This is a genomic window from Ruegeria sp. AI3, assembly GCF_056541245.1.
The window spans coordinates 701,365-724,756 of sequence record NZ_JBQFYA010000001.1; the positions used below are offsets into that span (position 1 = coordinate 701,365).

21 protein-coding genes are annotated in these 23,392 nt (G+C 62.0%); 18 read left to right on the plus strand and 3 right to left on the minus strand.

Annotated features, from left to right (window positions below):
• Positions 1 to 5 precede the first annotated feature (5 nt).
• The 5 genes from cobN to cobJ are packed head-to-tail and all read left to right on the plus strand — an operon-like array spanning position 6 to position 6,538.
• Positions 6 to 3,299: a cobaltochelatase subunit CobN gene (gene cobN / locus ACRZ95_RS03500; protein WP_170676604.1), complete on the plus strand. Its 3,294-nt coding sequence runs from the start codon at positions 6 to 8 to the stop codon at positions 3,297 to 3,299.
• Positions 3,296 to 4,435, plus strand: coding sequence for a precorrin-3B synthase (gene cobG / locus ACRZ95_RS03505; RefSeq protein WP_170676607.1), 1,140 nt, complete (start codon positions 3,296 to 3,298; stop codon positions 4,433 to 4,435). Before cobN ends, cobG begins: the two co-directional genes overlap by 4 nt.
• Positions 4,435 to 5,064, plus strand: a complete 630-nt coding sequence (locus ACRZ95_RS03510; RefSeq protein WP_170676609.1) for a precorrin-8X methylmutase — start codon at positions 4,435 to 4,437, stop codon at positions 5,062 to 5,064. The genes cobG and ACRZ95_RS03510 overlap by 1 nt, the downstream gene beginning before the upstream one ends.
• The gene (locus ACRZ95_RS03515; RefSeq protein ID WP_170488651.1) at positions 5,061 to 5,789 is read left to right on the plus strand and encodes a precorrin-2 C(20)-methyltransferase; all 729 of its coding nucleotides are present in this window, start codon (positions 5,061 to 5,063) and stop codon (positions 5,787 to 5,789) included. Before ACRZ95_RS03510 ends, ACRZ95_RS03515 begins: the two co-directional genes overlap by 4 nt.
• A complete protein-coding gene (gene cobJ, locus ACRZ95_RS03520) occupies positions 5,786 to 6,538 on the plus strand; it encodes a precorrin-3B C(17)-methyltransferase (protein WP_170676611.1) in 753 nt (250 codons plus the stop codon). Before ACRZ95_RS03515 ends, cobJ begins: the two co-directional genes overlap by 4 nt.
• Here cobJ and ACRZ95_RS03525 read toward each other — a convergent pair.
• Positions 6,511 to 7,275 (minus strand): cobalt-precorrin-6A reductase, encoded by a 765-nt coding sequence (locus tag ACRZ95_RS03525; RefSeq protein ID WP_170676613.1) that lies wholly within the window; start codon positions 7,273 to 7,275, stop codon positions 6,511 to 6,513. The two genes, cobJ and ACRZ95_RS03525, sit on opposite strands and share 28 nt — an antisense overlap.
• Between ACRZ95_RS03525 and cbiE the strand changes: the two genes are divergently transcribed.
• The 13 genes from cbiE to mdoH all read left to right on the plus strand — a co-directional run bounded on the left by cbiE (position 7,274) and on the right by mdoH (position 21,979).
• A complete protein-coding gene (gene cbiE / locus ACRZ95_RS03530) occupies positions 7,274 to 8,473 on the plus strand; it encodes a precorrin-6y C5,15-methyltransferase (decarboxylating) subunit CbiE (protein WP_170676615.1) in 1,200 nt (399 codons plus the stop codon). The two genes, ACRZ95_RS03525 and cbiE, sit on opposite strands and share 2 nt — an antisense overlap.
• Positions 8,470 to 8,838 (plus strand): cobalamin biosynthesis protein, encoded by a 369-nt coding sequence (locus ACRZ95_RS03535; protein WP_170676617.1) that lies wholly within the window; start codon positions 8,470 to 8,472, stop codon positions 8,836 to 8,838. The genes cbiE and ACRZ95_RS03535 overlap by 4 nt, the downstream gene beginning before the upstream one ends.
• Positions 8,835 to 9,629: a precorrin-4 C(11)-methyltransferase gene (gene cobM / locus ACRZ95_RS03540; RefSeq protein WP_170676619.1), complete on the plus strand. Its 795-nt coding sequence runs from the start codon at positions 8,835 to 8,837 to the stop codon at positions 9,627 to 9,629. The genes ACRZ95_RS03535 and cobM overlap by 4 nt, the downstream gene beginning before the upstream one ends.
• Positions 9,622 to 10,950: a cobyrinic acid a,c-diamide synthase CobB gene (locus ACRZ95_RS03545; protein ID WP_480554519.1), complete on the plus strand. Its 1,329-nt coding sequence runs from the start codon at positions 9,622 to 9,624 to the stop codon at positions 10,948 to 10,950. The genes cobM and ACRZ95_RS03545 overlap by 8 nt, the downstream gene beginning before the upstream one ends.
• Positions 10,947 to 11,675, plus strand: coding sequence for a uroporphyrinogen-III C-methyltransferase (gene cobA / locus ACRZ95_RS03550; RefSeq protein ID WP_170676621.1), 729 nt, complete (start codon positions 10,947 to 10,949; stop codon positions 11,673 to 11,675). The genes ACRZ95_RS03545 and cobA overlap by 4 nt, the downstream gene beginning before the upstream one ends.
• On the plus strand, positions 11,668 to 12,411 hold the full coding sequence (gene cobF / locus ACRZ95_RS03555; protein WP_170676623.1) for a precorrin-6A synthase (deacetylating): 744 nt from the start codon (positions 11,668 to 11,670) through the stop codon (positions 12,409 to 12,411). The genes cobA and cobF overlap by 8 nt, the downstream gene beginning before the upstream one ends.
• Before the next feature lie 77 nt (positions 12,412 to 12,488).
• Entirely contained in the window at positions 12,489 to 12,947 is a 459-nt protein-coding gene (locus ACRZ95_RS03560; protein WP_170465726.1) for a DUF302 domain-containing protein, read from the plus strand.
• An 81-nt stretch (positions 12,948 to 13,028) separates the two neighbouring features.
• On the plus strand, positions 13,029 to 14,648 hold the full coding sequence (locus tag ACRZ95_RS03565; RefSeq protein WP_170465723.1) for a thiamine pyrophosphate-binding protein: 1,620 nt from the start codon (positions 13,029 to 13,031) through the stop codon (positions 14,646 to 14,648).
• The gene (locus ACRZ95_RS03570; protein ID WP_170676625.1) at positions 14,635 to 15,819 is read left to right on the plus strand and encodes a CoA transferase; all 1,185 of its coding nucleotides are present in this window, start codon (positions 14,635 to 14,637) and stop codon (positions 15,817 to 15,819) included. The genes ACRZ95_RS03565 and ACRZ95_RS03570 overlap by 14 nt, the downstream gene beginning before the upstream one ends.
• 179 nt (positions 15,820 to 15,998) lie before the next feature.
• A complete protein-coding gene (locus tag ACRZ95_RS03575) occupies positions 15,999 to 17,369 on the plus strand; it encodes a tetratricopeptide repeat protein (RefSeq protein ID WP_170676627.1) in 1,371 nt (456 codons plus the stop codon).
• 28 nt (positions 17,370 to 17,397) lie between these two features.
• Positions 17,398 to 18,618, plus strand: coding sequence for an OpgC domain-containing protein (locus ACRZ95_RS03580; RefSeq protein WP_170676629.1), 1,221 nt, complete (start codon positions 17,398 to 17,400; stop codon positions 18,616 to 18,618).
• Complete coding sequence (locus tag ACRZ95_RS03585) at positions 18,615 to 20,114, plus strand: glucan biosynthesis protein G (protein WP_170676631.1); 1,500 nt, start codon at positions 18,615 to 18,617, stop codon at positions 20,112 to 20,114. The genes ACRZ95_RS03580 and ACRZ95_RS03585 overlap by 4 nt, the downstream gene beginning before the upstream one ends.
• Positions 20,111 to 21,979: a glucans biosynthesis glucosyltransferase MdoH gene (gene mdoH / locus ACRZ95_RS03590; RefSeq protein ID WP_170676634.1), complete on the plus strand. Its 1,869-nt coding sequence runs from the start codon at positions 20,111 to 20,113 to the stop codon at positions 21,977 to 21,979. Before ACRZ95_RS03585 ends, mdoH begins: the two co-directional genes overlap by 4 nt.
• On the opposite strand, the gene ACRZ95_RS03595 is transcribed toward mdoH, so the two are convergent.
• A complete protein-coding gene (locus ACRZ95_RS03595) occupies positions 21,980 to 22,804 on the minus strand; it encodes an alpha/beta fold hydrolase (RefSeq protein WP_170676636.1) in 825 nt (274 codons plus the stop codon). It abuts the gene before it with no gap.
• A complete protein-coding gene (locus ACRZ95_RS03600) occupies positions 22,804 to 23,274 on the minus strand; it encodes a rhodanese-like domain-containing protein (RefSeq protein WP_170676638.1) in 471 nt (156 codons plus the stop codon). The genes ACRZ95_RS03595 and ACRZ95_RS03600 overlap by 1 nt, the downstream gene beginning before the upstream one ends.
• Positions 23,275 to 23,392 lie beyond the last annotated feature (118 nt).

Below are 23,392 nucleotides of genomic sequence, written 5' to 3' on the forward strand. Positions count from 1 at the left end.
GGCCCATGCACGTCGTCTTCCGCGAAAGCCACGGGTTAGAAGAAACGGAAATCCCAACCGATCTGGGCCAGAGCCCGGCGGATTTGGTGGTGCTGTCCTTCTCGGACAGCGACCTTGGCGCTTTCGCGGCGGGCTGGCATCGCGGTGGCGGGCCGGATGGGCGTATGCCCACGATGCGGTTGGCGAACCTGACGGCGTTGAAACATCCTCTGTCCGTCGACACCTACGTGGAGCAGACGCTGGAGGGTGCGAAGGGCATTCTGATCCGCCTGATTGGCGGCGTGCCTTACTGGGCTTACGGGCTGCAGCAAGTGCTGTCGCTGGCGAAGGCCAAGGGCATCGCGTTGGCCGTCCTACCCGCCGACGGGCGTGAGGACCCGCGGCTGGATGACTATTCCACCCTGCCCGTCTCGACCCTGCGCCGTCTGGCACATCTCTGCGACACAGGCGGCGAAGTCGCGGCACAGGCCGCCTTGGCGCAGATGGCGTTGGCGGCGGGGCTTTATGCCGGCCCTGTTATGGGGGCTAAAACCCTGCCCGAATCTGGCGCGTGGTGTCCTGATCGCGGCGTGATCCCGGTTGAGACTGCCTTTGCGGGCGACGCAAAACGTATCGTCGTCACCTTCTATCGCGCCTATCTGACCTCGGCGGACACGGCCCCTGTCGCCACCGTGATCCGCAGCTTGCGAGATCGCGGGTTCGAGGCCGTAGGTCTCTTCGCCCCTTCGCTCAAGGCTCCTGCTGCGGCTGAGTGGTTGCGTGACAACATCGTCGCGCTGAAGCCTTCGGCAATCATCAACGCAACCTCGTTCTCGGGCAAAGGCGCATCGGGTACGTCCCCTTTGGACGCGGCGGGCGTGCCCGTGTTTCAGATGGCCCTCGCCACGTCCCGCCGCAAGGCTTGGGCCGAGGCCGAACGGGGCCTTTCCCCTGCCGATCTTGCCATGCATGTGGTGCTGCCCGAAGTCGACGGGCGCATTTCAGCGGGCATTGCCTCGTTCAAGGAACCGGGCAAGCGTGATCCGCATCTGGAATATTCCCGCTTTGCCCACCGGGCTGAGCAAGAACGGATCGAAGCGATTATCGACCGTGTCACCGGCTGGCTGACCCTGCATGACAAGCCCAAGGCGGATCAGGTGCCCGCGCTGGTGCTGTCGACCTATCCCGGCAAAGACTGGCAAATGGCGCATGCGGTGGGGCTCGACGCGCTGGCCTCGGCCGAGGCGATCCTGACCGATCTTCAGGCCGAGGGCTACAACACCGCACCGGCCGAACCAATTGCTGAAACCCTGCTGGATGCGCGCATTTCATGGTCTTTGGAAGATTACCAGGCAGCCCTAGCTGACCTGCCTGAGCAACTGCGGGCCGATCTCCAAACCGTTTGGGGCAAGCCCGAAGACGACCCGGTTTTTACTGAAGGCGCGTTCCACTTCACCGCCCTGCGCCGAGGCAACGCGCTCGTTGCTCTACAGCCCGAACGCGGCACACCCGAGCTGCGCAATGACGACTATCACGACCTGTCTCGCACCCCGCGTCACAGCTACGTCGCCTTCTATCTGTGGCTGCGCAAGGGGCTGGGCGCAGACGCTTTGATCCATATCGGCGCGCATGGCACTCTGGAATGGCTTCCGGGCAAGTCCGTTGCTCTGTCGGCGAATTGCTGGCCCGAGGCGCTGATCCGCGACTTGCCAGTGATCTACCCCTTCATCGTCAACGACCCAGGCGAGGCCGCGCAAGCCAAGCGTCGGATCGGGGCCGTGACGCTGGGCCATATCCCGCCCCCTATGAAGGAAAGCGGCACCCCAGATCGTATGGTACGTCTGGAGTCTCTGCTTGATGAGTTCTCGAACGCAGACGGGCTTGATCCCAAACGCCGTGACCGCCTGCAGGAAAATATCCGCGACGAGGCACAAGCCATCGGGTTGGAAAGCGATCTGGGTCTCGATCAGGCCACCTGCACCGCCGAGGCGATTACCCGCATCGACCGCTTTGTCTGCGATATCAAAGAAAGCCAGTTCGGCGACGGGCTGCATATCTATGGCCGTGCGCCTGAGGTTCCCGGTACTTTCGACCCCGCGCCTTCGGCCCATGCGGAACGCAACGCTCTGATCGACGCGCTGGCCGGGAAACGGATCGAGGCCGGGCCGTCCGGTTCCCCCTATCGCGGTCGCTCGGATGTTCTGCCGACCGGGCGGAACCTCTATACCACCGACCCCCGCTCGGTGCCGACGCGGGCGGCCTACACCCAAGGCGTCAAACTGGCCGAGGAACTGGTCCGCCGCCACCTTCAGGAAGAAGGCGACTATCCCAAGGGGCTGATCGTCGATCTGTGGGGCTCGGCCACCATGCGCACGGCGGGAGAGGAATTCGCCATGGCGCTGCACCTTTTGGGCGTGAAACCGGTCTGGGATAAAGGCTCTGAGCGGGTCTCGGGGATCGAGGTGCTGCCGATCACCGACCTCAGCCGCCCGCGCTTGGACGTGACGCTGCGCGTGTCGGGCCTGTTTCGGGACGTTTTCCCGACCCTCTCGGCACTTTACGGTCAGGCGATCCGCGCATTGGCGGCGCGGGATGAGGCGACCGACTGGAACCCCTATGCCGGTCAGGCCCCGTCGGCCCGTGTGTTCGGCCCCGCGCCCGGCAGCTATGGCGTCAACATGACCCAGCTGTCCGAGGTCTATACTGAAGAGGCCCGCGCGCAGGCGGGTGAGGCATGGCTTGAGGCCAGCTCTTTTGCGCTGGAGGGCGAGAATATCGTTCAGGATAAGGCGGGCATCACACAACGCGTGGCGCATGCCGACAGTTTTGTTCACCTGCAGGACCTGACCGAGACAGACCTGCTGCTGGCCAATGACTACGCCACGCATGAGGCCGGTTTTGCCGCCGCCAAGAAGGCTACGGGCGGCACCGCGCAGCTGTATCATCTGGACAATACCAACCCTGCAAACCCACGCGCCCGAACCCTGCCGGAAGAGATCAGCCGCGTTGTCCACGCCCGCGCTGCCAATCCGGACTGGATCGCCGGGATGCAGCGGCACGGCTTCCGGGGCGCGGCCGAGATCGCGGCGACGTTGGATCACATGGCCTCGTTTGCGCATCTGTCGGGCACCGTTGCGCCGCATCTGTTCGACCTCTACCACGATGCCACACTGGGCGATGAAGATGTGGATGCCTTCCTGCAGCAGGCCAATCCGCAGGCCCATCAGGCCATGCAGGACCGGTTCCGCGCCTTGCTGGATGCCGGTTTGTGGAATACGCGGCGCAACTCGATCCGTGCGGATCTGGAGGGGCTGGGATGAGCGCGTCCACCCCAAAACCAGTCGTCCAAGGTTGGTGCCCCGGCGCCCACCGACCGATGATGTCTGGGGATGGGCTGGTGGTGCGCGTGCGCCCTCGGCTGGCTCGGCTGACCGCGCCACAAGCGCTTGGCTTGTGTGAACTGGCCCAGCAATTCGGCAACGGCACAATCGACCTGACCAACCGTGCGAACCTGCAGTTGCGCGGCGTGCAGGAAAGTGAACACCAGGCATTGCTGTCCGAGCTGTCCGCGCTTGGGCTGTTGGACGCGGAGCCGGGTATTGAGGTCCGGCGCAACATTCTGGTCTCACCGCTCTACCAGCCGGGCGATCTGACCGCGCGGCTGACGCAGGAATTGATCGACCGCCTGAACGATTTGCCCGCGCTGCCGGCCAAATTCGGCTTTGCCATAGATACAGGACCGGAGCGCCTGCTGGCGGCGGATTCGGCCGATATCCGGTTGGAGCGTTCCGCCGAAGGTCTGATCCTGCGCGCAGATGGGGCGCAGACCGGACGTGTCGTCTCCGAGGCCGGGGCCATTTATCACCTGATTGCTCTGGCCACATGGTTTGCCGAGGTCTTCACACCAGACACCCGCCGCATGGCCCGGGCCGTGGCGGCTTTTGGTCTGCCTGCGGAATGGCAGGGCCGCGACCCCGGACCAATTGGCGCGTCGTTACAACCAGGCACTTGCGATCTGGGCAACCTCTACGGTGCGGCCTTCGGGCAATTGCCAGCAAATGAGCTGCGCGCACTGATCCGCGACGGCGGCGCCTCTGCCCTGCGTGTCACCCCTTGGCGACTGATCCTGCTGGAAGGCGGGGCGGCGGTACCCGCACCGGGTTTTGTCACGGATGGCACCGACCCGCTTATGACCACTGACGCCTGCCCCGGCGCTCCGTTCTGCCCGCAGGCGCAAGCGGAAACCCGCGATATCGCGCGCGAATTGGCCCCGCTTGTACCCGGCACACTTCATGTTTCGGGGTGTTCCAAAGGGTGCGCCCGGATGGGCCCCGCGGATGTGACTTTAGTCGGCCAGAACGGACGATTTGATCTTGTCAAACAGGGCCGTGCGGGGGATGAGCCAATCCTACGCGGGCTGACCCCCGAAACACTGATGACGATGGACTTCAACTGATGCCCTACACATACGAAACCGACGGCGCGGCGATCTACAAGGAGAGCTTTGCAACCATCCGGTCCGAGGCCGATCTGGCCCGGTTCGACGCCGATGAAGAGCAGGTCGCGGTTCGGATGATCCACGCGGCTGGCATGGTCGGGCTGGAAGAGTTCGTCCATTTCTCACCCGGTTTCGTCAGTGCCGCACGCACCGCTCTGGAAAAAGGCGCGCCGATCCTGTGTGACGCGCGCATGGTCAGCGAGGGCGTAACCCGGTTCCGCCTGCCCGCCGAGAATGAGGTCATCTGCACCCTGCATGACGAGCGTGTGCGCCCTTTGGCCGCTGAGATGCGCAACACACGCTCGGCCGCAGCGCTTGAGCTGTGGCGCCCGCATCTGGCAGGCGCTGTGGTCGCCATCGGCAACGCGCCGACGGCCCTGTTTCACCTGCTGAACATGCTGGAAGACCCCAACTGCCCGCGCCCCGCCGCCATCATCGGTTGCCCTGTGGGCTTCGTCGGCGCGGTCGAATCCAAGGACGCCCTGTGGGAGGCGCAGCCGGTGCCGTCCTGCATCGTCAAAGGCCGTCTCGGTGGCAGCGCCATCACAGTCGCCGCCATCAACGCCATCGCGAGCCGCGCCGAATGAGCGCCGGCAAGATATATGGCGTTGGCCTCGGCCCCGGTGACCCCGACCTGATGAGCGTGCGGGCCGACCGCCTGCTGCGCAATGCCCGCCATGTGGCGTTTTTCCGCAAACCCGGCCGCAGTGGTCAGGCCCGCCAGATCGTCAACGGTATGATCCCGGAAGGCGCGGTAGAATTCCCGATGGAATACCCCGTCACAACCGAGATCCCTCTGAACGATCCGCGCTACAACGAGTTGTTGGCCGCGTTCTACGAGGACTGCGCGCAGCATCTGAAAGCTCTTGCTGAGAGGGGCGAAGACGTCGTCGTGCTGTGCGAGGGTGACCCGTTTTTCTACGGCTCGTTCATGCATCTCTACACCCGTTTGCGCGACATCGCCCCCGTCGAGGTCGTCCCGGCCATTACCGGCATGTCCGGCGCTTGGACAGCAACCGGCGATCCGATCACATGGGGCGACGACATCCTGACCGTTCTGGCCGCCACCCTGCCCGAAGAGGTTCTGGCCGAGCGTATGGCGCAGACCGACGCACTGGTCGTGATGAAGATCGGGCGCAACATCGACAAGGTGAAGCGCGCGCTTAAGACCGCCGGAATGTATGATCGCGCGTGGATCGTGGAATACGCGCAAATGCCAAACCAGCGGGTCTGCAAATTGTCCGAGAATTGTGAGGGGATCACCCCCTATTTCTCGATCATTCTGGTACACGGTCAGGGGCGACGGCCATGAGCGGCTGGGTCAAGATCGCGGGCCTCGGGCCGGGAAATGAAGACCTGGTCACGCCCGAAGTCTCCGCTGCACTGGCCGAGGCGACCGATGTGGTCGGCTACATCCCCTATGTCGCGCGCGTGGCCGAACGCCCCGGCCTGAGTGTGCATGCCAGTGACAACCGGGTTGAGATCGATCGTTCGCAACACGCGCTGCAGATGGCGGCTGAGGGGAAACGCGTGGTTGTTGTGTCCTCGGGTGATCCGGGTGTCTTTGCGATGGCCGCTGCGGTGTTCGAAGCGCTGGAGAACGGTCCAGAAGAATGGCGCAACCTTCAGATTGATGTGCTGCCGGGTATAACGGCGATGCTGGCCGCGTCTGCCCGTGCCGGCGCGCCCATGGGGCATGATTTCTGCGCCATCAACCTTAGCGACAACCTCAAGCCCTGGTCGCTGATCGAAAAGCGGTTGCGTCTGGCGGCACAGGCGGATTTCTCGATGGCCTTTTACAATCCGCGCTCGAAGTCGCGGCCAGAAGGATTTGTAAAGACGCTGGAAATCCTGCGCGAGGAATGTGAGCCTGAACGTCTGATCCTGTTCGCGCGCGCCGTGTCGCGCGAGGACGAAGCGATCCGGATTTCCACCCTGGCCGAGGCCACGCCCGAAATGGCGGATATGCAGACGGTGGTCATCGTCGGATCATCGCGCACACGCGTGATCGAGCGCGACGGCGCGCCGATCGTCTACACCCCGAGGTTCACCCCGGAATGAGCCAGCCAGTCCAGAACCTGTGCAATCGTCGACAGCTCGGTCCGCTCTGGCAGGACCGGACGGTCGATCATCAGCACTGGCAGGCTCAGCGCCCGCGCCGCATCCAGCTTGGCCCGCGCGCCCGTGCCGCCTGCGTTCTTGGACACAACCAACTGCGTCCCGTGCATCTGCATCAACGCGCGGTCGTCAGCCTCGGCAAACGGGCCGCGGGCGACAACCACGTCGGCATTCGGCAAGGGCAGCTCTTCGGGCGCATCGACCAGACGCAGCAGATAGTGATGCTGGGGCTGGGCAGAGAACTCCTCAAGGTGCATCCGACCAACCGCAAGGAACACGCGCTGCGCCTCGACGTTCAACGCATCAACTGCGGCGGGGATATCGGGAACGTGTCGCCAGTCATCACCGGGCTGCACGCGCCAAGCGGGTCGCGTCAGCGCGGCCATTGGCGTTTGCGCTGCACGGCAGGCCTCAATCGCGTTTCGGCTCATTTGCGAGGCGAATGGATGAGTCGCGTCAATCACATGGCTGATCCCGTTGTCGCGGATATAAGCAACCAGACCCTGCACGCCGCCAAACCCGCCGACCCGAACCGGCAAAGGCTGCGGGCGCGGATTCTCGACCCGGCCTGCGTAGGAATAGGTCGCCGCAAGGCCCTGTTCGGAAACAGTTTTGGCCAAAGCGTTCGCCTCGGTCGTGCCGCCCAGAATAAGCACATTGGGGATCAGGAGGTTGGTCATGTCTGATACTCCGTGGATGACTGTTCTGGGTCTGGGTGAAGATGGGCTTGATGGCCTGTCGCCCGCAAACCGTCAAGTGCTGGATCGGGCCGAGGTCATCATGGGCCCGCCCCGCCACCTGTCACTGGTGCCGGAAACAGGGGCTGAACGGATCGAATGGCCAGTGCCTTTCTCCGACGGCCTGCCGATCCTGACCGGGCTTCGGGGCCGCGCGACGGTGGTTCTGGCCTCGGGCGATCCGTTCTGGTTCGGCGCGGGTTCGGTGATTGCACGCAATTTCGAGGCTGCCGAGTGGACCGCCCGGCCCGGCCAATCCACCTTTTCTCTGGCCGCCGCGCGTTTGGGGTGGCCGTTGGAGGGCACCCAGACCTTTGGCCTGCACGCCGCTCCTCTGACGCGTCTGCGACCGCACCTGTCTCCGGGGCTGCGGGCGATCATCCTGTTGCGCAATGGTGCAGCCGTTGCGGAACTTGCGACCTATCTGACCGAGACGGGGTTCGCCGATACCCAGTTGCACGTGATGGAGGCATTGGGCGGCCCGCGTGAACGCGCGCGCTCGGTCTCGTTGACCGAGGCGCTTCTGGGCACGTTCGATCACCCGGTCTGCGTCGGGCTGGAGGTTGCAGGCGAAGGGCGCGTTTTCCCCAAGGTATCCGGTAAACCCGACGATATTTTCGAAACCGACGGCCAGATCACCAAACGCCCGATCCGAGCGCTCACCCTGTCGGCGCTGGCCCCGCAACGCGGCGAGCATCTATGGGATATTGGTGGCGGTACAGGCTCGATCAGCATTGAATGGTTGATGTGTGATCCGACCTTGACGGCCACAACCATCGAACCGCGTGCCGACCGTGCCGAACGCATTCGACGCAATGCCGATGCTTTGGGGCAAGATCGGTTGAACGTCATTCATGGCACGGCGCCGGATGCGCTGTCAGGTCTGCCTCTGCCCGATGTTGTGTTCATCGGAGGCGGTCTCAGCGCCGATCTCTTGGCGTGGCTCCGCGATGCCCTTCCTGCGGGCACCCGGTTGGTCGCCAATGCCGTTACACTGGAAAGCGAGGCGCTATTGGCCCGCTGGCACGAAGAATTGGGGGGAGATCTTCTGCGGATTGAGCTCGCGCAATCGGCTCCACTCGGCCCCCGGCGTGGGTGGAAATCGGCCTATCCGGTCGTGCAGTGGAGTGTGACGCTATGATCGTTGCAGGCCTTGGCTTTTCATCAAGCGCGACAGTGGACAGCCTGCGTGCAGCCTATAACGCCGCCGCCGCTGCGCATGACGTTCAAGCCCTGGCAACCGTTGCTGATAAAGAGGGTCATCTGGCTCTGGCCAGTTTCGCAGAAACCCTTGCCCTGCCCTTGCATTTCGTTGCCGCAGCCGATCTGGCCGGGCAACGCACCCTGACATGCTCGAACCGCAGCCGCGCCACCTATGGCACCGGCAGCGTGGCCGAAGCATCCGCATTGGCCGCCGCCGGAACTGGCGCGCGGCTTCTTTCACCCAGACATATCTCGGACGACCGGCTGGCGACATGCGCCATTGCCATCGGAGGACACTCATGACCGTTCATTTCATTGGCGCCGGACCGGGCGCTGCCGATCTACTGACCCTGCGCGGGCGCGATATTATCGCCTCCTGCCCCGTTTGCCTCTATGCGGGATCTCTGGTGCCCGAGGAGATCCTGAGCCATTGTCCCGAAGGCGCGAAGATCATCAACACCGCGCCTATGGATCTGGATCAGATCATGGCCGAGATCGACGCGGCGCATCAGGACGGACAAGACGTGGCACGCCTGCATTCGGGCGACCTGTCGGTCTGGTCGGCGATGGGTGAACAAATCCGCCGTCTGAAAGAGATGGGCATCCCCGTCAGCGTTACCCCGGGCGTGCCGTCCTTCGCAGCGGCTGCGGCGTCATTGGGCACAGAGTTGACCCTGCCCGGCCTGGCGCAATCGGTGGTTCTGACGCGGACCCCGGGCCGTGCGTCCTCAATGCCCGAAGGCGAAACACTGGAGAACTTCGCCCGCACCGGCGCGACACTGGCCATTCATTTATCGATCGGCAATCTGGACAAGGTGATTGCCGATCTGAGCCCTGCCTATGGCGCGGACTGCCCCGTAGCGGTCGTCTACCGGGCCAGCTGGCCGGATGAGCGGATCATCCGCGCGACATTGGCCACCCTCAAAGATGCTCTGGATGAAAGCATTTCGCGCACCGCGCTGATTATGGTCGGGCCTGCGCTGGCGGGTGAAGGGTTTGACGAAAGCTGCCTGTACTCAAAAGACTATGACCGTCGCTATCGCCCGCAAAGTGCGGACAGCCCGTGGTCAAGCTGGAGCCCCGAGGATGAATGACTCGATGACGAACCCTCCGGGCATTCTGATCTCGGCCCCCTCTTCGGGGACCGGCAAAACCACCGTGATGCTGGGCCTTTTGCGGGCGCTGGCTGAGGATGGCCTCACCGTACAGCCGTTCAAGAGCGGCCCTGATTATATCGACCCGGCCTTTCACCGCGCAGCGGCAGGGCGGGCGTCGTTCAACCTTGATAGTTGGGCGATGGGCGACGGGCTGCTTGGCGCGATCTCGGATCAGGCCGAAGGGGCGGATATCGTGGTGGCCGAAGGCTCGATGGGCTTGTTTGACGGCGTCGCCAAACCCGGAGAGCTGGGCCACGGATCGAGCGCCGAAACCGCGCAACGCATGGGCTGGCCGGTTGTATTGGTATTGGACGTGGGCGGTCAGGCCCAATCGGCAGCGGCGACTGCGCTGGGGTTCAAGATGTACAACCCTGACCTGCCTTTTGCCGGAGTGATCCTAAACCGCTGCGCCAGCCCTCGGCATGAGCGGTTGACGCGGTTGGGTATGGAACGGGCAGGTCTGCCGGTTCTGGGTGTATTGCCCCGTCGCGGAGACCTGACTCTGCCGGAACGTCATCTGGGGCTGATTCAAGCGGTTGAGCATCCCGATCTGGAAAGTGCCATCGTTGGATACGCAGCATTCCTGCGGGAACATGTGGACCTTGAAGCGATCAAACTGGCGGCTTCCTCAGGCCCCAAAGGGCCATCGTCAGCCGCGCTGCCGCGGCCTCCGGCGCAACGAATCGCGTTGGCCCGGGATGCGGCTTTTTCGTTCACCTATCCGCATCTGTTGGAGGGATGGCGCGCGGCGGGGGCTGAGATCCGGCCGTTTTCGCCATTGGCCAATGAAGCCCCGTCTGATGATGCCGATCTGGTTTGGTTGCCGGGTGGGTATCCGGAGCTGCACGCAGGTACTCTGGCTGCTGCGGACACGTTCCTGACCGGTTTGCGGAAGCATGCGGAGACCAAGCCGGTGCATGGGGAATGCGGCGGCTACATGGCCCTTGGTGAGGTTCTGATCGACAAAGAGGGCGCGCCGCACCAGATGGCTGGATTGCTGGGGCTGCAGACCTCGTACCAGAAGCGCAAATTCAATCTGGGGTATCGCCGGGCCGAACTGCTGGCGTCGATGCCAGGGTTTGCGCAAGGTGCATCGCTGCGGGGGCACGAGTTCCACTATTCCTCGATCGTCGAACAGCCAGATGCACCGCTGGCGCGTGTGTTCGATGCCGAAGGGGATGAAGGCCCGCAGACCGGATCGCGCCGTGGCAACGTCACTGGTACGTTCTTTCACCTGATCGCCGAGGCCTCGGCATGAGTGGGTTTGTATCATTCATCGGGTCCGGTCCGGGAGACCCGGAATTGCTGACCCTGAAGGCCGTGGACCGGATGCAGAAGGCCGACGCCGTTCTGTTCGACGATCTGAGCAGCGGGCCGATTCTGAGCCACGCGCAACCGGATGCTGATCTTGTGGGCGTCGGCAAACGGGCCGGGCGGCCCTCGCCGAAACAGGATCATGTCAGCCGCCTGCTCGTGGAATACGCGCAGACCGGACAACGTATCGTGCGGTTGAAATCCGGTGATGGCGGCATGTTCGGACGGCTTGAGGAAGAGATCGTCGCCCTGCGTACAGCCGGGATCGACTATGAGATCATCCCCGGCATCCCCTCGGCCATCGCAGCCGCAGCCGCTGCCGGTATTCCGCTGACCCGCAGGCTGACGGCCCGGCGTGTACAGTTTGTCACCGGCCACGATGTCAGCGGGCAACTGCCCCCCGATCTGAACCTGACCGCTTTGGCGGACGCTGCGGCGACCACCGTTGTGTTCATGGGCAAACGGACCTTTCCGCTGCTGGTCGAGGCCCTGCACGCCAACGGCCTGCCACTGGATACGCCTGCACTGATGGCGGAATCCGTTTCCACACCGGATCAGAAGCTGCACCGCTCGACCATTGGCGCGCTGGCCGACACGCTGAAATCCGAGATCGGAACGGCCCCTGCCCTTATCCTCTATGGGCCCTTGGCGGAGTTCGAGGATGTATGAGCTGTCCCTGGTCGGAATTGGCACCGGAAATCCCGATCACGTAACCCTGCAAGGCGCGCAGGCAATCCGCGAGGCGGATCTGATCCTGATCCCGCGCAAGGGTGAGAACAAAGCCGATCTGGCCGGACTGCGGGAGGAGATCATCGCCAAGGTCACTGAGATGCCTCCGCAGATCGCGTATTTCGATATCCCCAAGCGCCGCTCGGACGACGGATATCTGCAAGGCGTCGACGAGTGGCACGATGCTATTGCACTGCGCTGGCAAGAAGCGATGGCGGAACATCCTGAGGCCTCAAAGATCGCCCTATTGATCTGGGGGGATCCCTCGCTTTATGACAGCTCGCTTCGGATTGCCTCTCGGCTGGACCCGCAACCGCGCAAACGCGTGATTCCGGGGATTACCGCGCTACAAGCGCTGACAGCAGCCCATACCATTCCCATCAACGATATCGGCGCGCCTTATGTTGTTACCACTGGCCGCCGCATCCGCGATGAAGGCTGGCCCTCGGACGCCACCAAGGTGGCCGTGATGCTAGACGGCGAGTGTTCATTCCAAGCGCTGGATATGAAGGCGTTCGATATCTGGTGGGGCGCCTATGTCGGCATGAAGGAAGAGATCCTGATCCACGGCCCACTAGATGAGGTAGCCGAAACCATCTTGACCACCCGCGCGCAGGCCCGAGCCGATCATGGTTGGATCATGGATATCTACCTGCTGCAAAAGCGGTCACTCTGAAGACGCATACGCAAATGTGAATGCACAGGCAGGCGAAACCTGCTCTAGTTGGGCACCAACAACACGGAGACCCTGTGATGAGAGCAATCTGCGCTGCGTTCTACTTGCTAGCCTCGCCTGCCCTTGCGGATCAGGCCCTGCCGGGATGGGCCGTTCATGACACAGGGAAATCCTATGACGCGCTGGTGGCTGACACCAAGGCCGCCGTCAAGGAACACGGGCTGATCGTTGTCACTCAAGCCGGGCCGACCAAAGCGGCGGCGGCCCGAGGGATCACCATTCCGGGCAATCGCGTGATCGGCGTATTCAACAACGACTATGCGGTGCGGGTACTCGAAACCTCGACCGCAGCGATGATCGAGGCGCCGATTCGCCTGTATGTCACCGAAAATGACGACGGCACTGCGAGTTTGTCATACAAAACCCCCAGCTTTGTGTTTGAGCCTTACGCGGATCAAGGTGGGCAGGACCTGTCCGATATTGCCGCAGAACTGGACCAAAAGTTTCAATCAATTGCGGAAACAGCCGTCAAATAGTCACACTGATGTGAACCCGCTTGCCTCTTGCCAGTGTGTCAGACATTTGCTGTCACATATCTTTTTCTCGGAGCATGACTGATGCAGGACCTCTCTCCCCGCGCGGCGGATCTACTGGCTCAACGATTGTATGAGGCAGGGTGCCGCCATGCGTTCGGTATGCCAGGCGGCGAGGTTCTGACGCTGGTGGACGCCCTCGAACGGGCCGGCATAACCTTTCATCTGACCAAACACGAGAACGCAGCCGGTTTCATGGCCGAAGCCGTCCATCACCGCGACGGCGCGCCCGCGATACTGGTTGCAACCCTTGGTCCCGGCGCGATGAACGGGATCAACGTGGTTGCCAACGCGCTGCAAGACCGGGTGCCCATGGTCGTGCTGACCGGCTGTGTCGACGCTGATGAGGCGCTGACCTATACGCATCAGGTCATGGACCACAGCCAAGTTTATCGCTCGATCACCAAAGGGACCTTTACCCTCACCGCCGAGGGCGCGGACATCATCGCAGACAAAGCGGTGTCGCTTGCCAACCAGCCCCGGCCCGGCCCGGTGCATGTCGACGTACCGATCTCGGTCGCGGATACCCGCGTCTTATCGACGAAACGCCGCCGTCTGGCCAAAGTGGCCGCAGTGGCCCCCGAAGGCGATTGCCTATCCAAAGCCCGACGCTGGGTGGCCGAGGCCGAGCGTCCGATTGCGATCATCGGGCTGGACGTCCTCTATGACGACTCTCGCAGCGTGGTTCAGGCGTTCCTGGAGCATTTCAGCATCCCCTTCGTCACGACCTACAAAGCAAAAGGCGTAGTGCCCGAAGATCATCCCTTGTGTCTGGGCGGTGCCGGGTTGTCCCCTCTGGCCGACAAACACCTTGTCCCGCTGGTGGAACAGGCCGATCTCGTTCTGTGCCTGGGCTATGACCCTATCGAAATGCGCCCCGGCTGGCGTGAGATCTGGGATCCCGAAGAAACGCGCGTGATCGATATCTCGGCCGTGGTCAATGATCACTACATGCATCAGGCCGGGCTAAACCTTGTCGCCGATACTGGCGAGACCCTCGAGGCCATCGCCAAAGGCAACCCCGCCCGCGCCACATGGCCTGCCGGAGAGCCTGCGAAGGTCAAAGCCGCTTTGGCGGACGCCTTCCCACAGAATGACGATTGGGGGCCAGCTGGCGTGATCGCCGAAACCCGTGCCGCCCTGCCCGCGAATACTTTGGCAACGGCGGACAGCGGCGCGCACCGTATTCTCCTCAGCCAGATGTGGGAGTGTTCGGAGCCACGCGGGCTGATCCAGTCCTCAGCCCTTTGCACCATGGGCTGCGCTGTTCCAATGGCGATCGGGCTGAAACTGGTAGAACCGAACCGACCGGTGATCAGCCTTTCGGGCGATGCCGGGTTCCTGATGGTCGCCGGAGAGTTGTCGACCGCCGCCGAAATGGGCGGCAACCCGATCTTTTTGGTCTTTGTCGACGCCTCCCTCGCCCTGATCGAGTTGAAACAACGCCAACGGCAGATGGGCAACAACGGGGTCGATTTCGACCGCCATGACTTTGCCGCTCTGGGTCGCGCGTTCGGAGGCTATGGACACACGGTCCGCAACCGCGCAGAACTGCGTGCAGCACTGGATGAGGCGGTCAAAGCCGACCGCTTCACCGTCATCGCTGCCGAGATCGAGCGTGGAGGATATGATGGCCGAATCTAATGGGCCGCTGAAAGGCGTAAAGGTTCTGGACCTGTCGCGCATTCTGGCCGGACCGACCTGCACTCAACTGCTGGGCGATCTGGGCGCAAGTGTCATCAAGATCGAAAACCCCTCGACCGGTGGGGATGATACGCGGCAATGGGGCCCTCCGTATGTTGAGGATGAAGCGGGCAACCGTTCCGACCTGAGTGCGTATTTCATGTCGGCCAACCGGAACAAGAAATCCGTTGCCATCGACATTGCAACGCCAGAAGGGCAAGCCGAGATCAAGCGGCTGGCCTCGCATGCGGATATCCTGATCGAGAATTTCAAACCCGGTGGTTTGGCGAAGTACGGACTGGATTACAACAGCTTGTCGCAGGATCTTCCCGGCCTCGTCTATTGCTCGATTTCCGGCTATGGGCAGACGGGCCCCAACTCCAGCAAGCCCGGCTATGACCTGATGGCGCAAGGGTATGGTGGGATCATGTCCCTGACAGGCGACCCCGAGGGCGCGCCAATGAAGGTTGGCGTCGGCATCGCCGATGTGATGTGCGGCATGTACGCAACCGTTGGCATTCTGGCAGCTTTGCGCCATCGCGACCTGACCGGTGAAGGGCAACAAATCGACCTTGCCTTGGTGGATGCACAGATCTCGTGGTTGATCAATGAAGGCACAAACTACCTGACCTTGGGCCAGGTGCCTCAGCGACGCGGCAACGGACATCCCAATATTGTCCCATATGAGGTGTATGAGACAGCAGATGGTCACGTGATTTTGGCCGTTGGAAATGACAGCCAGTTCCGCAGGTTCTGCGCGTTCATCGGCCACGCTGATCTTGCCGACGACGTACGTTTTGCCACCAATCCGGCGCGACTGGAGCACCGCGACGCACTGAACGCGATCCTGCGCCCGGCGATGAAACAGCGTCCGACGACGACTGTGATTTCCGAGCTTGAGGCCCGCAAAGTGCCCGTCGGCCCGGTGCAAACGGTGGATCAGGTGTTTGACACCGATCAGGTCGCCGCGCGGCAGATGAAGATCGCGATGCAGGCCCAACCGGGACAGGTGAATTTGATCGGCAATCCGCTAAACCTGTCGCGCACGCCTGTAACATATCGGCATGCGCCACCGGTCTTCGGGGCCGATACTGATGATATTTTAAGCGCTGAAAACCCGTTCGAAGATTGAAACACTTGCATGTTTCGGCAGCAACTTGCTGAAACATGCCCTTGAATCGGCGGTTTTTTTCACTTTTTTCACACACGCGATTTCACCAATTCGAGAGCAGGGTCGATACTGTTACGAGGCCGTCGCAGACTCTGGTAAATCGAACAGTGTCAAATACCGCAACCAGATTGGACCCAAGTATGAAACAAGACGTTTTTGGACAGATGAACACTCTGACCCACCCGGCGGCCGTCGAGGCATGGGACGGTGTTCTGCTTGGGTTCATGGCGCATGCGGCGATTACCCCCCAGCATTTGGGCAAGGTATTGGAGCTCGAGCCCGACTTCGCTTTGGGCCACGCGGTCAAGGGCCTGTTCATGGTTCTTCTGGGCCGACGCGAGATGCTACCCGTCGCCGTCGACGCGCTGAGCGCCGCCAATGAAGCGATGAAACGCCAGCCCATCTCGAAACGAGAGCAGCTATTTGTTGAGGCCCTGTCCCTCTATCTGGCGGACCTACCCTCGCAAGCCGTGCAGAAGTTCGAAGAGGTGCTGCGCGCCCATCCGACGGATTCGCTGGCGATGAAGCTCAGCCATGCGACCCGGTTTGTGCTTGGCGATGCAGAGGGCATGCGGCGTTCGATCGAACGCGTCATGCCTGCCTATGAGCCGGATCATGCGGGCCGTGGCTATCTACTGGGCTGTCATTCCTTCGCGTTGGAAGAGACCGGATCCTACGAAAAGGCCGAGATTGCCGGTCGTCAGGCCCTGTGGATGGTGTCCGACGATGCCTGGGGTCTGCACGCGGTCGCCCATGTTCACGAGATGACGGGCAATGCTCAGCTCGGCCTGGATTGGCTGGCAGGGCGTGAGGACGCCTGGGCCCATTGCAACAACTTCCGCTATCACGTTTGGTGGCACAAGGCGCTGATGCATCTGGATCTGGGTCAGGTTGATCAGGTCATCGACCTCTATGACCAGCATATCCGCAAGGACAAGACTGACGATTATCGCGATATCTCGAACGCAACCTCGCTACTGTCCCGGATGGAGCTTGAAGGCATTGATGTCGGCGACCGCTGGGAGGAGTTGGCCGATCTCAGCGCTGCCCGGACTGAAGATGGCTGCCTGATTTTCGCCGACCTGCATTATCTACTGGCGCTGACCGGCGACAACCGCTCGGACGCGACGGCCAAGATGCTACAACGCATCCAGAAAGACGCTCAGCGCAACCAAGGCGACACACCGATCCGCATGTCTGACCCGGGTATTGCCGCCGCCAAAGGGCTTGAAGCCTTTGGTGATGGTCTGTACGGCGCGGCGTTTGATTTCCTCTCAACCGCCCGCTCCGGCATGCAGTTGGCCGGTGGCAGCCACGCCCAACGTGATGTATTCGAGCGCATCACAATTGATTCCGGCCTGCGCGCCGGACGCCTGGATGCTGTCGAGCGCATTCTGGATGACCGCCGCGCCAAACGCGCCGGAGGCGAGGACAATTACGCACTCGCGCGCCGCGCTCTGATCAGCGTGGCCCGCGACAACGGCGACGCACAAAGCGTTCCGGCTGAATAACAAAAAGACTAAGAAGGACAGAAAACGTATGGCGACTGTTTCGCCCGCTTCTGATTTTGCGACTGTTGCGGCCTCGGCCGCAGCGCCTACTGCCCGTGTGCGCGACCCGCGACTGGATTTCTATCGCGGCATCGCGATGTTCATCATCCTGATCGCCCATATCCCGAACGACCCATGGGCCAAATGGATCCCGGCCCGTTTCGGGTTTTCGGATGCGACCGAGATCTTTGTGTTCTGTTCGGGCATGGCCTCGGCCATTGCATTCGGCGGTGCCTTCCTACGCAAAGGCTGGTGGATGGGGACCGCTCGCGTGGCGTTCCGCATCTGGCAGGTCTACTGGGCGCATATCTGTCTGTTCTTCTTCGTGGCCATGAGCATGGCCGCGCTGGACAATTCCGGCCTGTTTGAAAAAAGCTATGTCTCGTCGCTGAACCTGCAGCATTTCTTCAATGATCCGCTGCCGCAAATGGTCGGGATTTTCACCCTGACCTATGTGCCCAACTACTTCGACATCCTGCCGATGTACCTGGTCGTTCTGGCGATGATGCCGCTCTACATGGCCCTTTACCGCGTCAGCTTTTGGCTGATGGCGGCTGTGTCGGTTTCGATCTGGCTTGTCGCCCAGACCGGAGTATTGGCGCTTCCCGCCGAGCCATGGTCGGACCGTCAATGGTTCTTCAACCCGTTCGGTTGGCAGTTGCTGTTCTTCACCGGGTTCGCCTTTATGCGTGGTTGGATTCCAGCCCCTCCGGTATCAAAAACGCTGATCTGGGCGGCCATTGCATTTCTGGTTCTGTCCGCGCCCTTTGGGTCGTGGAAGGTTTTCCTTTGGGTTCAATCCGCGGCCCCCGGTCTGGCCGAGCAAATCCGCGAGATTTGGCCTCTGACCAAAGAACTGCGCAGCAAGACCGAGTTCGGCCTATTCCGCTACATCCACTTCCTATCGCTGGCCTATCTGGGCTGGGTCGTTGCCGGTGAGCATGGTCACCGTCTGATCGCCACTGGGCATTCTGTGGGCGCGCGCATCTGGCAGGTGGTTCTGAAACTGATCACCAAAGTGGGACAACAATCGCTGGCGGTCTTTGTCTTCTCGATGGCCGCAGCCCGCCTGATCGGGGTCGCGCTGGATCAGACCGAGCGGGAAGTTGCCAGTGTCTTTGTCGCCAACATGATTGGCTTTGCCATGATCATCGGGGTGGCCTATCTGGCCGCCTGGTTCAAATCTCAGCCATGGAAATCAAAGAAATGAATCTGACTCGCCGCGCATTTCTGGCCTCGAGCTCCGCGCTGTTTCTGGCGCCGGCCACCTTTGCCTCGGGGTCAGAGGTTCCGTTCGACCGCAACGACGTGATCGAACTGGCCCGAGAACTGGCCAGCCGCCCCTTTGCCGAGCGCGAGATGGTGCCGCAGGAATGGCAGGACCTGACTTATACGCAATACCGCTCGATCCGGTTCCGGCTGGACCGCGCGCTTTGGTATGAGACCGAGACCCCCTTCAACGTCGATTTTTTCACCCCCGGCCTGTATTTCCCACGCACCGTCAAGGTCTCGACCGTCGAGAAAGGGATGACAAAGCCGGTCGCTTTCGACCTTGAGATGTTCGACAAGGCCGAAGAGGTCCCGACCCTTCCAATCGACGAAACGCTTGGCTTCTCGGGCCTGCGTCTGCGTACGGAAATGCACCGCCCCGGCAAGACCGATGAGTTCTGCGTCTGGCAGGGGGCCAGCTATTTCCGCGCCATTGGTCTGCACGAGGTCTACGGCCTGTCTGCGCGCGGTCTGGCCCTGAAAACCGGCGACCCGGATGGCGAGGAATTCCCCGAATTCATCCGCTTCTGGCTGGAACGTCCCGAACCCGGTCAGCGCAACATGGTTGTCCACGCCCTGATGGACAGCCCCAGCGTGACCGGTGCCTACCGATTTAACGTCACCGCCGGTGCCGATTGCATCATGGATATTGAGGCCACCCTCTTCCCCCGCGAAGAACTGCCCCATGTGGGTATCGCGCCCGGCACTTCGATGTTCCTGTTCGATCAGACCAATCACAGCCGGTTCGACGATTTCCGCCCCGCTGTCCATGACAGCGACGGGCTGCTGATCCGCAACGGCGCAGGTGAGGTGATCTGGCGTCCGCTGGCGAACCCAACCCGTTTGCAAATCTCGTCTTTCGTGGACATGAACCCTCAGGGTTTTGGCCTGATGCAGCGCAAGCGCGAATTCTCGGACTACGCGGATCTTGAGGCGAATTATCACAAACGCCCCAGCCTGTGGGTCGAGCCCGGCTCTGATTGGGGCAAGGGCACGGTGACACTGGTCGAGATCCCTGCCGATCAGGAGATTTACGACAATATCGTCGCCTACTGGCGGCCCGCCGAACCCTATGCCGCCGGCAGCCAGGTTGACCTGAGCTATCGCCTGATCTGGGGCGAGGAACCTCAGCGCACGCCGATGCCACGGGTCATCAACACGGCGATGGGTGAAAACACCTTTGGCGAGGGCCGTCTGGCCGTGATCGACTTTGAGCCCAGCCCTCTGTTCGACGATCTGGAGGCAGTCAGCATTTTCGCGAATTCGCCTCATGCGGAAACCTCGGACGGTGTGTTGCAGCGCAACCCCGATACCGGCGGTGTGCGTCTGGCGTTCTCGTTCCAGCCGGGCGAACGAGACCATGTGGAGCTTCGCGCGCAATTGCTGGTCGGCAAGCAACCCGCCTCCGAAGTCTGGCTGTACCGTTGGACCGCATGAGCCGCGACCTGCATATCATGCCACCCGAGGCCCCGCTGGCGATGCCCGCGCAGGATTTCCGCAATGGTTTCCGCGATGCGCAGGTACCTGCGGGTGCCCGCCCATCGGCCGGGTTCTGGCGCGCGCTGGCGTTTTCGCCAGCAATGGCAGCCACGCTGGGTTTGCTATGGGTCATGAGCGACTGGTTCGGATCTGAAGGCATCAACCTTGTCGAAGCCATCCTTCTAGCGTTGATCTCGTTCAACTTCTTCTGGATCTCGTTCACGGTCTGCACAGTGCTGCTGGGCATGATCTCGCTGTCCCGGCAGGAGCGCCCGATCCGACAAGACCGCGCGCAACCACTGCGCGTTGCCCTGCTGATGCCAACCTACAACGAGGTGCCGTGGTTCGTGCTGGGCAATGCCCGCACCATGCTGGAAGAACTGCGCGCCCGAGGTGGACAGCATGAATACGCGATGTTCATCCTCTCTGACACCCGCGATCCGGACATCGCCGCGCAAGAGCAAGCCAGTATTGAGGCGCTGCGCACCACGCTAGCCCCCGACCTGAAGCTCTACTACCGCCGTCGCGAACAGAATACTGACCGAAAAGTTGGCAATATCGCCGATTGGGTCAGCCGCTGGGGCGCGGATTGGGACGCGATGCTGGTGCTGGATGCCGACAGCCTGATGACAGGCCGCGCGATTGCTCGGCTGACGGATTCTCTGGCGCGCGATCCCGGCGCGGGCTTGATTCAAAGCTACCCGCAACTCATTGGCGCACAGTCGGTCTTCGCCCGGATGCAGCAATTCGCCAATGGCGTCTACGGTATCGCCTTTGCCGAAGGTCTGGCCCGCTGGTGTGGGCAAGAGGGCAACTATTGGGGTCACAATGCCATCATCCGCACCAAGGCCTTTGCCACTTGTGCCGGACTGCCCAAGCTGCGCACGTTCAACGGGCAGGAAAAGCTGATAATGAGCCACGACTTTGTCGAGGCCGGTCTGCTGCGCCGTGCCGGTTGGGCCGTTCGGTTCCTGCCGCGCATTCGTGGTTCATACGAAGAAACACCACCCACCCTTATCGACCACGCCATGCGGGACCGCCGCTGGTGTCAGGGGAACCTGCAACATCTGAAACTGCTGGGCTCGCGCGGGTTCCGGTCCGTCTCGCGGTTTCATATGTTCCACGGGGCGGTCGGCTATTTGATGTCCCCGCTGTGGTTTGCGCTACTGCTTATGTGGGCGTTGATTGGTCAGGGTGAGGAAGCCTCGGTCCTGCATTATTTCAGCCCAGACAACCCCCTGTTCCCACAATGGCCGGAGATGTCTGAGACACGCCATGTGCTGATCATTCTCGTCATGTATGCGATGCTGCTGGCCCCCAAGGTTCTGGGCGTTGCCGCCCTCCCCCTCAGCGGAGTGCGCTATTCCGATTTCGGCGGTTGGAGACGGTTCTTCACCTCGTTCCTGTTCGAGGTCATCCTGTCGATCCTCTATGCGCCAATCCTAATGGTGCAGCAAATGATCGCTGTGTTCCGCACGGCATTGGGCATCCAAAAGGGCTGGTCCCCGCAGGCGCGTGACGGTGGCAGCTATTCCTTACGCACGCTGGTCCTGTGCCATGCGCTGGAAACCGTCAGTGGCATGGCACTTAGCGTTGGTATTCTGGCCGGGCTGGTCTCGGTCTGGCTGGCCCCAATTGCGATCAGCCTTGCACTGGCGATCCCGCTTTCGGCGCTCAGCGGTGTATCGGCTGGTACCGCCCGCCGTATGGTCGGCATGCGTGAGGATTTTGCTGAGCCCGCCATCACCCGCTCGGCCCGTCGTCATCGCAATGAGTTGAAGCGCCTGATCGAGGGTAAGGGCAGCATGACCCCGGCGGAATAATCAACCGCCGGGCAATCCTTCGTACCAATCCAGCATCATATCCGCCCACCCGGTGGGCACCGTATGACCGCCGGGGAACAGCGCGAACTCCAGCGCGCTGCCCTCGGCACATCCCATCCAGTTGCGCCGCATGAACTGGCCCGTGGTCGAGAACCCGCTGGGCTTGGTATCAACACAGCCATTTGCCTCGCGCCAGATCTCAAGCCCGGCAAAGATATCGCCTTGATGGAAACGGCCACCGCCCAGCAAACGCCCCTCGAGCGGAACGACATTGTCGATCCAGCCATGGGTGTGAAACATGCGGATCGGTCCGGCGCAGGATTCGGGATGCGGACGCCAGAAGCCACCTGAGACGGGGACATAGGCCGAGAAGGTCTCAGGCGCATCGCAGGCGAGGTAATTCACCATGAAGCCGCCGGCGGAAAACCCTCCTAGAACAACGCGTTCACCGTCAATGCCAAACCGCTCAGCGGCGTCATCCACCGCTTCGCTGAGAAAGGCCGTTTCGTCACGCTCGCCAAAGCCGGGATAGAAGTTCCAGCTTTGAATGCCGCCCCGGTCCGGCCGCTCCAACCCCTCCGGCGCCATCACCGCATAGCCGCGCGCCAGCAGAGGCTCGACCATGCTGCGATTGTTCATCGTTCCTGAGCCGCTGCCTCCGTAGCCATGCAGAAACACGACCAGTGGCGGGTTTTCGGCTTCGGGCAATTCAATGTGATATGCGCCCGAGGTGATCTCGCAGGTGCCTTCATCCGGGCCACAATCGGCCAGGGCCGGTTGCGCCGCTGCGGCCAGACAAAAAGATAGCCAGCATTTGTGTTTCATCACGTCCCCTCAACAAAGGTCTCAACCGGCAGACCGGCCCGCACCCAGCCCGGCCCGGCGGCCGAACCCAACATGCCCTCTGGCACGTCAATAATATTGGTAAACCCGGCTGCGGTCAGTTGATTGCTCAACCGTGCCGAACGGACCCCACGCGCGCAGATCAGAGCCACAGGGGCGGACTTGTCACCGCCAGCCATTTGCACAAGGGCCGGAATAAAATCCTCGCGCCGCATGTCCAGAGGCTGCGCCCCCTGTCCGACGCCTGTGGCCCTCCATTCCCGAGGTGTGCGGATGTCCACCAGCAACACATCTCCGGCGACGGCTTTCTGATGCGCCTGCGTCACTTCCAGTTGGCCGCCCGTGTAGTCCTGCGGGATCAAACGGTACTCACGAATGGCAATTCCTGCGGCAATTGCGCCTGCCCCGCCCATCAATACCCACCGTCGCGTTCGGCTTTTCCCGTCTGCCATATGGCGTTCTCCTGCACTCATGGCTTGGTTCTATCACAAGGGTTGCAACCGCGCGCCGGGGAATTCCGGCAGCGGGATCAAGTTCGCGTCATTATCACGCAGAAAGATAGGTTCGATA